Origin of the sequence: uncultured Flavobacterium sp., from assembly GCF_963925415.1 — a bacterium.
Lineage (GTDB): Bacteria > Bacteroidota > Bacteroidia > Flavobacteriales > Flavobacteriaceae > Flavobacterium.
The window spans coordinates 1-8994 of the sequence record NZ_CAWUTS010000057.1; the positions used below are offsets into that span (position 1 = coordinate 1).

Annotated in this window: 6 protein-coding genes; all 6 read left to right on the forward strand. The window is 27.7% G+C overall.

Annotation, left to right across the window (positions count from 1 at the left end; genetic code table 11):
* Positions 1–510: 510 nt before the first annotated feature.
* The 6 genes from AABM47_RS04540 to xerA all read left to right on the forward strand — a co-directional run bounded on the left by AABM47_RS04540 (position 511) and on the right by xerA (position 8891).
* The gene (locus AABM47_RS04540; protein WP_338409739.1) at positions 511–1728 is read left to right on the forward strand and encodes a DUF4856 domain-containing protein; all 1218 of its coding nucleotides are present in this window, start codon (positions 511–513) and stop codon (positions 1726–1728) included.
* A gap of 180 nt (positions 1729–1908) precedes the next feature.
* Positions 1909–3024, forward strand: coding sequence for an imelysin family protein (locus AABM47_RS04545; RefSeq protein ID WP_338409740.1), 1116 nt, complete (start codon positions 1909–1911; stop codon positions 3022–3024).
* Between the two features lie 2 nt (positions 3025–3026).
* On the forward strand, positions 3027–4391 hold the full coding sequence (locus AABM47_RS04550) for an HTTM domain-containing protein (protein ID WP_338409741.1): 1365 nt from the start codon (positions 3027–3029) through the stop codon (positions 4389–4391).
* 7 nt (positions 4392–4398) lie between these two features.
* Entirely contained in the window at positions 4399–6807 is a 2409-nt protein-coding gene (locus AABM47_RS04555) for a TonB-dependent receptor (protein ID WP_338409742.1), read from the forward strand.
* Between the two features lie 6 nt (positions 6808–6813).
* Positions 6814–7359: a PepSY-associated TM helix domain-containing protein gene (locus AABM47_RS04560; protein ID WP_338409743.1), complete on the forward strand. Its 546-nt coding sequence runs from the start codon at positions 6814–6816 to the stop codon at positions 7357–7359.
* A gap of 479 nt (positions 7360–7838) precedes the next feature.
* Positions 7839–8891, forward strand: coding sequence for a site-specific tyrosine recombinase/integron integrase (gene xerA, locus AABM47_RS04565; protein WP_338409744.1), 1053 nt, complete (start codon positions 7839–7841; stop codon positions 8889–8891).
* Positions 8892–8994 lie beyond the last annotated feature (103 nt).

The window sequence follows — 8994 nt, forward strand, 5'->3', positions numbered from 1 at the left end:
CTAATTATTTTGTATTACTTACAAGAAATACATTATTTTTAATAAAAACAGTTGGAATTAATTCTATTTTTTCATTGTAAAAACGTAATCTATTTTTAGAAATAGGAATATTACACATCAATTCATTATGTTCAACTTCAAAAAAATTAACATAAAGTTTTTGAATTTTAGTTGTATCAATTGTTGTAGTTTCATCTTCGTTTAAACCCCAACCACTACTCTTCCATTAATAAAAGGCTATTTCAACATTTTTAACTTTATTTTTACAAGAAATAAATAGACAAAAACAAAAGAACAAAAACAACTATTGTTTTCATTAATTTTTATTTGATAACCTATAATTAATTTAAAATTATATATAAAATCATACTTTTTATAATAAATTTTTTCTTTAAAATAATTAAAATCAATATCTTAAAAACTTTATTTAAAATAAGTCTAAATAAATTTTGTAAATTAAAACAGACGTATTATTTTTGTCTCGTTATTTTAATTTAATCTAAATAAGCAATGAATACAAAAAAACAAATTTTAGCATTAGTAGCATTTTCTTCTTTATTTATATCATGTACAAAAAACGATATTGATATAGTTCCACAAAACTATACTATACCTGATACGTATACTTTTGATAGAAACAGCACTACATCTGTTGATTATTCTGGTCAAAGTTCAAGAATATCAATGTTACAAGAAATGGGTGATTATTACAAAACTCAAGCAACAGCTGGAAATGAAGTAAACGAAACTGTCTTAAACAACATGTATTCTAATTCTGGAAATCCATTTTCTAGTACAGATTTAAACACATCTGGTAAACAATTAAAAGACAAAACAGCTGCATCTACAGATTACTTTACATTATTATATGGTGGTGGATCTACTGTTGAACAAGCTAGTGTAAGAACTTTTTTTCAAACTCAATTTACTCAAGGAAACAACGCAAGTTTAGGTAATAATGCAGCCGTTGGTGTTGCCGGAAAATACTTAGACGGCACTTCTACTCGTTTATTTGCAGCCAATGGATTAGAGCCACAACAAGTTGTATTAAAAGGTATGATGGGAGCTTCTTTTATGGATCAAATTGCAAATAATTATTTAAGTGTAAACAAGTTAGATGCTGGAACAAACGTAATTGACAATACAAATAAAGTTGTAGAAGCTGGTAAAAACTATACAACTATGGAGCACAATTGGGACGAAGCTTATGGTTATATTTATGGTGGCGATATTGCTTCAACAAATTCTTTTAAATTTTGGTCTAGTTATATAAACCAAGTAAATAATGACACTGACTTTAATACTTTAAAAGCAGCTATTGATTTAGCCTTTAGAAAAGGTAGAGCAGCTATTGTAGCAAATGATTACACAACTAGAGATGCACAAATTGCAATTATTAAAGAAAAACTTGCATTAGTTCCTGCTGTAAGAGCTGTATTTTATTTACAAGAAGGTAAGGCAAAGTTAATTACAGATAATGGTGCAAAAGCTTTTCATGCTTTGTCTGAAGGTTACGGTTTTATTATGTCATTAAGATATACTAACAAGCCTGGAACAAACAATCCATATTTTACAAAAACTGAAGTTGATACTATGTTAAATTCTTTAATTAGTGGTCCAAACGGTTTATGGGATATTGATAATATTTCTCCAAAATTAGATGCTATTTCAGCACAAATTGCAACTAAATTTGGATTCACAGTAGCTCAAGCTGCAACTGTTAATTAATTAAAAAAAAAATAAACCTTACTATATTTAATTATTGTGGTTTTTAATAAATCGCCAATTTTATTGAATACAAAGTTATTTAAAACTTTATGTCTGTAGGTAAAAATATTTTAAATTTATTTAGAATAAATATAGATAAGAAAAGAAACATTTGTATTTTTGTAAAAAAATAAATTTAAAATGAAGAAAATATTTTTATTTATCGGAATATCATTAATCGTTTTTGCTTGTTCATCAAGCGACAACAGTGATGATTCTTTAACTGATGCTTATGATAGAACAGCAATGTTGAATCAATGGGCTGATAATATCATCATTCCAAGTTTTGCTAATTATGATAGTAAACTACAAACATTATCTACTGATGTTTCAAATTTTACTTCAAATCCAACACAAGCTAATCTTTTAGTTGCTAGAACTTCTTGGATAAACGCATACAATGCTTATCAAAAAGTAGCAATGTTTAATGTTGGTAAAGCATTGGAAATAAATGTAAAAGAAGCATCAAATACATATCCTACAGATGTTGTAGCATTAGAAAACAACATAGCGACAGGTGTTTATGATTTAGGTTTAATTTCTCAATATTCTAAACAAGGGTTTCCGGCTTTAGACTATTTATTAAATGGTTTAGGCTCTTCCGACGCTAATATTCTTGTTTTTTACACTTCAAATTCTAACGCCAATAACTACAAACAATATTTAATTGATGTAACTGCTAAATTAAAAACAAATAGCAACTCAGTTTTAACTGACTGGACTACTTCATACAGAGCTACTTTTATATCTAGTAATGGAAACGCTGTCAGCAGTTCCGTTAATAAAATGACTAACTTATTTGTGAAAAATTTAGAAAAAGATATTAGAAGTGGAAAAATAGGCATTCCTTCTGGCATATTCTCTAGCGGCGTTTTATATCCTGAAAAAGTTGAAGCTTATTATAAAAATGATATTTCTAAAGAGTTATTAAACACTGCTGTACAAGCGCAACAAGATTTTTTTAACGGAAAAAACTTTAGTAATTCTTCAACAGGTCCAAGTTTAAAATCATATTTAGATTATGTAAATACAGTTAGAAGTGGGCAAAATTTGAGTGATATTATAAACAATCAATTTTTAAACATTTATACATCTAATAATTTATTAGATAATAATTTTTCGACTCAAATTACAAATGATAATTCAAAAATGCTTAATGCTTATGATGCATTGCAATTAAATGTTGTTTATATAAAATTAGATATGATGCAAGCATTAAATATTACAATTGATTATGTGGATGGTGATGGCGATTAATCATGAAACAAATACTGAATACATATTTTAATTCTTATACATCAACAGCAACGCTAGCTTTTTATAGGTTAGCGTTTGGTTTGATGATGCTGTTCAGTTTAGTAAGGTTTGCTGCTTTAGGATGGATTGAAAAATTATACATCTTACCTATAAATCGTTTTACATATTATGGTTTTGAATGGATTCCTAGATTAGGAAACTATACTTATCTTCTATTTTTAATTGCTGCTATTGCAGCCTTTTGTGTTGCTATTGGATATAAATATAGAGTTGCAATACTTACTTTTTTTTTATGCTTTACTTATATAGAACTTTTAGACAAAACTACTTATTTAAATCATTATTATTTTATTTCTATAGTGAGTTTTGTATTTATATTTCTTCCTGCAAATGCTTATTTTTCTGTTGATGCAAAGCAAAATTCAAAATTAATTTTTCAAGATATTCCTAAATGGAATGTTGATATTTTAAAAGTTTTAATAGCAATCGTTTATATTTATGCAGGTTTAGCTAAAATAAATTCTGATTGGTTACTTGAAGCTATGCCTTTAAAAATATGGTTACCTACAAATAACGATTTACCTATTATAAAAATAATCTTAAATCAAAATTGGGTTCATTATGCTTTTAGTTGGGCAGGAATGGTTTACGATTTAGCAATTCCGTTTTTATTACTTTATAAACCTACTCGTAAATTTGCTTTTATTTTAGTTGTGCTTTTTCATGTTTTAACACGCTTATTGTTTCCAATTGGTGTTTTTCCGTTTGTAATGATTGTTAGTTCATTAGTGTTTTTTGAACCTTCTTTTCATGAAAATGTATTGAAAAAAATTGCATTATTTTTCAAAATCAATTTTGAACGTTTTAATAATACTTTAGAGCTTAAAACTTCAAAAGTAACTTCAAAATTAGTCAAAGGAGTTTTAATCACATTTATAGTTTTTCAATTGCTGTTTCCTTTTAGATATCTATTGTATGCTAATGAATTATTTTGGACAGAAGAAGGATTTCGATTTTCATGGAGGGTGATGTTAATGGAAAAAGCTGGCTATACGCAATTTAAAGTTGTTGATTCAAAAACCAATAAAGAAATAAGAGTAAATAATTCTCTTTTCCTTACAACTTTTCAAGAGAAACAAATGGCATTTCAACCCGATTTTATTTTAGAATATGCCCATATTTTAGAAAATCATTACAAGAAACAAGGAGTCATAAACCCACAAATATATGTTGAAAGTTATGTTGCATTAAACGGAAGATTAAGTCAAAAATATATTGACCCAAGTGTAAATTTAGCAAACGAAACGGAATCATTTAAACCCAAAAATTGGATTTTACCATTTAACGATGAAATTAAAGGTCTTTAAAATACTAGTGTTAGTTTTAATTAGCTACACAACTACAGCACAAGAAAAAATAAGCGGACTTGTAAATGAGTTCTCAGGAATTCCTATTGCAGAAGTAAACATTTACAATAAAACAAACGGAAAAAGCACAACAACAAATTCAAGCGGAAATTATACAATTGAATTAAAAGGGCAAGAAAACAATACTCTCGTTTTTTATAATACAGATTACGAAGTTTTAGAAGTTACTGTTCGCTCAAAAACACCTTACTACAAGGTAACATTACAAAAAGTAAATTTCTTAAATGAAATAGTTTTAATGGCACAAAAAGATAAGATTTTTGCCTTAAACAGATTAAAAGATGTTGAAGAAACTGCTATTTATGCAGGTAAAAAAACAGAAGTTGTTTCAGTTGAAAAACTAACTGCAAATAAATCAACAAATAATGCTCGTCAAATTTTTGGTCAAGTTGTTGGGTTAACGATCAATGAAAATTCAGATGGCGGATTGCAATTAAGCATTGGAGGTCGTGGATTAGATCCAAATAGAACTTCAAATTTTAACACAAGACAAAATGGATATGATATAAGTGCAGATGTTTTAGGCTATCCAGAAAGTTATTATGCAACACCCACAGAAGCATTAGAAGAAATACAAGTTATACGTGGTGCAGCTTCTTTACAATATGGAACTCAGTTTGGTGGATTAGTAAATTTTAAAATAAAAGCACCTAGTAAAAAACCTATTGAACTACAAATTAGAAATACAATTGGTTCATTTGGGTTGTTTACAAATTTTACTTCACTAAGCGGAACAAAAGGAAAATGGAGTTGTTATACTTTTTATAATTACAAAAAAGGAGATGGTTTTAGAAACAATTCAAAATTTGAAAGCAAGAACTATTTTGCAAACATAAACTATCAAATTAATGATAAAACATCGTTACATTTTGATTATACTTATTTTACTTATTTAGCACAACAAGCTGGTGGTTTAACAGACAAAATGTTTTATGAAGATATTTTTCAAAGCAATAGAAAACGCAATTGGTTTGAAGTAAACTGGAACTTATTTGCTGTACAATTAAAACACAAAGTCACAGATAACAGCAACTTTTCATTACAATTATTTGGACTTAATGCAGAAAGAAATGCTGTTGGATATAGAGACAATAGAGTTTCATCAAATGATGTTGAAGGCTCTGTTAGAGATTTAATTTTAGGTGATTTTGTAAATTGGGGAGCAGAAGCTCGATATTTAACAACTTATAAAATCAACGATCACAAAAGTGCTTTTTTATTAGGTGCAAAATATTATCAATCTAAAAATAACGGAATTCAAGGTCCAGGAAGTTCTGGTAGTGATGCCAATTTTAATTTAGCCACAGATGAATTTCCAACTTATGGAAGTCAGTCTAATTATGAATATCCCAACTTAAATTTTTCTTTTTTTGGAGAAAACATGTTTAAATTAACCTCTAAATTTTCAGTAACTCCAGGTTTTAGATTTGAAAAAATTAAAACTCAAGCCATTGGTTCTTATAGAAGAATTAATACAGATTTAGCAGGAAATATAATTTTAGACGTTCAAGAAAATGAAAACAACATAAAAGACAGAAATTTTGTTTTATTAGGTTTAGGATTAAGTTATAAAGCAAAAAACAATACCGAATTATACGGAAATATTTCTCAAAATTATCGTTCCGTTACTTTTAATGATATTAGAACAGTTACTCCAAGTCAAATTATTGCATCTGACATAACAGATGAAAAAGGGTTTACAGCAGATTTAGGTTTTAGAGGTCAAATTAGAAAAGTTATTTCATTTGATGGTAGTATTTTTGCACTTTATTACAAGGATAAAATTGGAGAATATCAAGGGTTAAACCCAAATGGTGCTGCTGCAGTAGTTAGAATTAGAGACAATGTAGGAACAGCTTTTAATTATGGAATTGAAACCTTTATTGATTGGAATATTAGTCAAACATTTTTTATGAATAATGAAAATTTTAAATGGACAGTCTTTATAAATACAGCTTTTACAGATTCAGAATATTTAAAATCTGACATTGCTAATGTTAAAGGAAATAAAGTAGAATTTGTACCAAATATAAATGTTAAATCAGGAATGAACTTAGGCTATAAAAACTTTTTATCAAATATTCAGTTTACTTATTTGTCTGATCAATTTACAAATGCTAACAATTCAACAACAGATAATACCGAAAACACTTTTGGCGTGTTTGGGCAAATACCATCTTATTTTGTTTTTGATTTCTCAACTTCTTACAAACATAAAAACTGGAAATTAGAAGCTGGAGTAAACAATTTTACTAATGAACAATATTTTACAAGAAGAGCAACAGGATATCCTGGACCAGGAATTATTCCGTCAGAAACAAGAAGTTTTTATACAACATTAGAATTCAACTTTTAATCACACATGAAAAAAGTTAACACACGAGAACTGCATAGAGATTTGGGTTATTTTTATTTGGGCTTAATCATTACTTTTGCCATATCGGGCATTTTTATGAACCACAGAGATCGTTTTGATGCGGCTAAGTTTACCATTGAAACCAGTAATGTTAAGATTTCTGTAGTTATAGACAAAGAGATAACCGAAGAAACAGCTAAAGCAATTGGTGCATCATTAGGCATAAAAGATCAATTTAGAAGACACAAAATAAAAAAAAACATTTTGAGCCTTTCATATGAAAAAAACGATGTTGAAATTGACCTCGCTACAGGAATAGGACAAATTACAACGTTTGTAAAAACACCTGTAATAAGCCAAATGATGAAGTTGCACAAAAACACATCAAATTGGTGGATTTACTTTTCGGATGTATTTGGCATTTCTTTAATTTTTATTGCACTAACAGGTGCTATGATGATCAAACATGGCAAATATACTTTTAAACAAAGAGGTTGGAAATTGGCTCTAGCCGGGATACTCTTTCCCATATTGTTTTTAATTTTTGGGTAATTATATAAAGGCTTTTTTTATACATTGTTTTATTAAAAAACGAATTGGTTGTATGCATATGTATTATTTATAATAAATAAAAAAGCTGTTGCCATGTAACAAGTATTTGCAAAGCTGAACAAATTAGTAAAACCATTTTTAAAATTATGTTAACATAAGATTTAAACCGTCAAAATCGTAATTATAAATTTGTTAATTATGGTCTTATGACTTAAAGGCAAACACAAATAGTACTATTACATTAAACATCAGCGTTGGGCAATATAGCAACTTAACAGCCTTAAAAATTAAATATATTAATTAAACCAACTAATAAAAACAAAGGAAGCCATTTTGCTAAAAAGTAGATTAAAAAATGCTCTAACAAAGGTTTTTTTAATAAAAAAATAAAAAAAATCTCAACTTAAATAAATAATCCTCATCGTTTAACAATTAAAGAAATATTTTTTTTTATTTTTATATCCTTAAACGCCACACAGATGAAAAACTTATTTACTTATAAAACAGGAATTCATAAGACCCAAAAAGTTATATTTATTCAATTTGAAAAAGACTACAAGCTTATTGAAGAAGTCAAAAAAATTAACGGAAGCATTTGGAGCCAACAAAAAAAATCATGGTACGTTTTAGACAGTGACAAAAACAGATTACTTTTTAATTTAGATCTCGAAAGCACTTTTTTGCCTTCAAAAGAAGGTTTTTTACATATACAAAAATTTAAAAACTACTTACAATCCAAACGATATAGCGAAAACACTATACGCACTTATTTAGATGCTTTACGTTCGTTTTTAGTGTTTCATAATAAAAAGTTATTGATACATATAAATAATGACGATGTAATTGAGTATAACAACGAATACATTTTAAAAAACAAACTGTCGGAGTCATATCAAAATCAAATTGTAAATGCCCTAAAATTATATTTTAAAACCATTCAAGAAAAAAATTTAGATATAGAGAAAGTTCATCGTCCTAGAAGAAAAAAAATATTACCAAATGTTTTAAGCAAAGAAGAAATAAAATCAATTTTAGAAGCACATAGCAACATTAAACACAAAGCCATGCTTTCTATGATTTATAGTTCAGGCTTAAGACGAAGTGAGTTATTAAACCTAAAAACAACCGATATAGATTCTAAAAGAAACATAGTAATTATAAGACAATCAAAAGGGAAAAAAGACAGAATTACACCTTTATCACCTAAAATTTTAGAGTTATTGAGAGAATATTACAAAGTACACAAACCCACTAAGTTTCTATTTGAAGGCCAAAAAATAGGAACAAATTATTCTGAACAAAGCTTACAAAGCGTATTAAAACAAGCCTTACAAAAAGCCAATATAAAAAAACCAGTAACCTTGCATTGGCTGCGACATAGTTATGCAACTCATTTGCTAGAAAGTGGTACAGATTTAAGATACATTCAAGAATTATTAGGCCATAACAGTAGCAAAACTACTGAGATTTACACACATGTAAGCACAAAAAGTTTGCAGCAAATAAAAAGTCCTTTTGACGATTTGTACTAATTTATTTATATATTTGAAACAACAAAAAAGTATGACGTTTGTCATACATGTCTACCTCATATTGGGTGGCTATGTATGATTTTGTCATACATATATACAAGTT

Excerpts from the sequence above, each read along its gene's own strand:
- AABM47_RS04540 (WP_338409739.1), top strand. The coding sequence starts at position 511 with ATGAATACAAAAAAACAAATTTTAGCATTAGTAGCATTTTCTTCTTTA.
- AABM47_RS04550 (WP_338409741.1), top strand. The coding sequence starts at position 3,027 with ATGAAACAAATACTGAATACATATTTTAATTCTTATACATCAACAGCA.
- AABM47_RS04560 (WP_338409743.1), top strand. The coding sequence starts at position 6,814 with ATGAAAAAAGTTAACACACGAGAACTGCATAGAGATTTGGGTTATTTT.
- AABM47_RS04545 (WP_338409740.1), top strand. The coding sequence starts at position 1,909 with ATGAAGAAAATATTTTTATTTATCGGAATATCATTAATCGTTTTTGCT.
- xerA (WP_338409744.1), top strand. The coding sequence starts at position 7,839 with ATGAAAAACTTATTTACTTATAAAACAGGAATTCATAAGACCCAAAAA.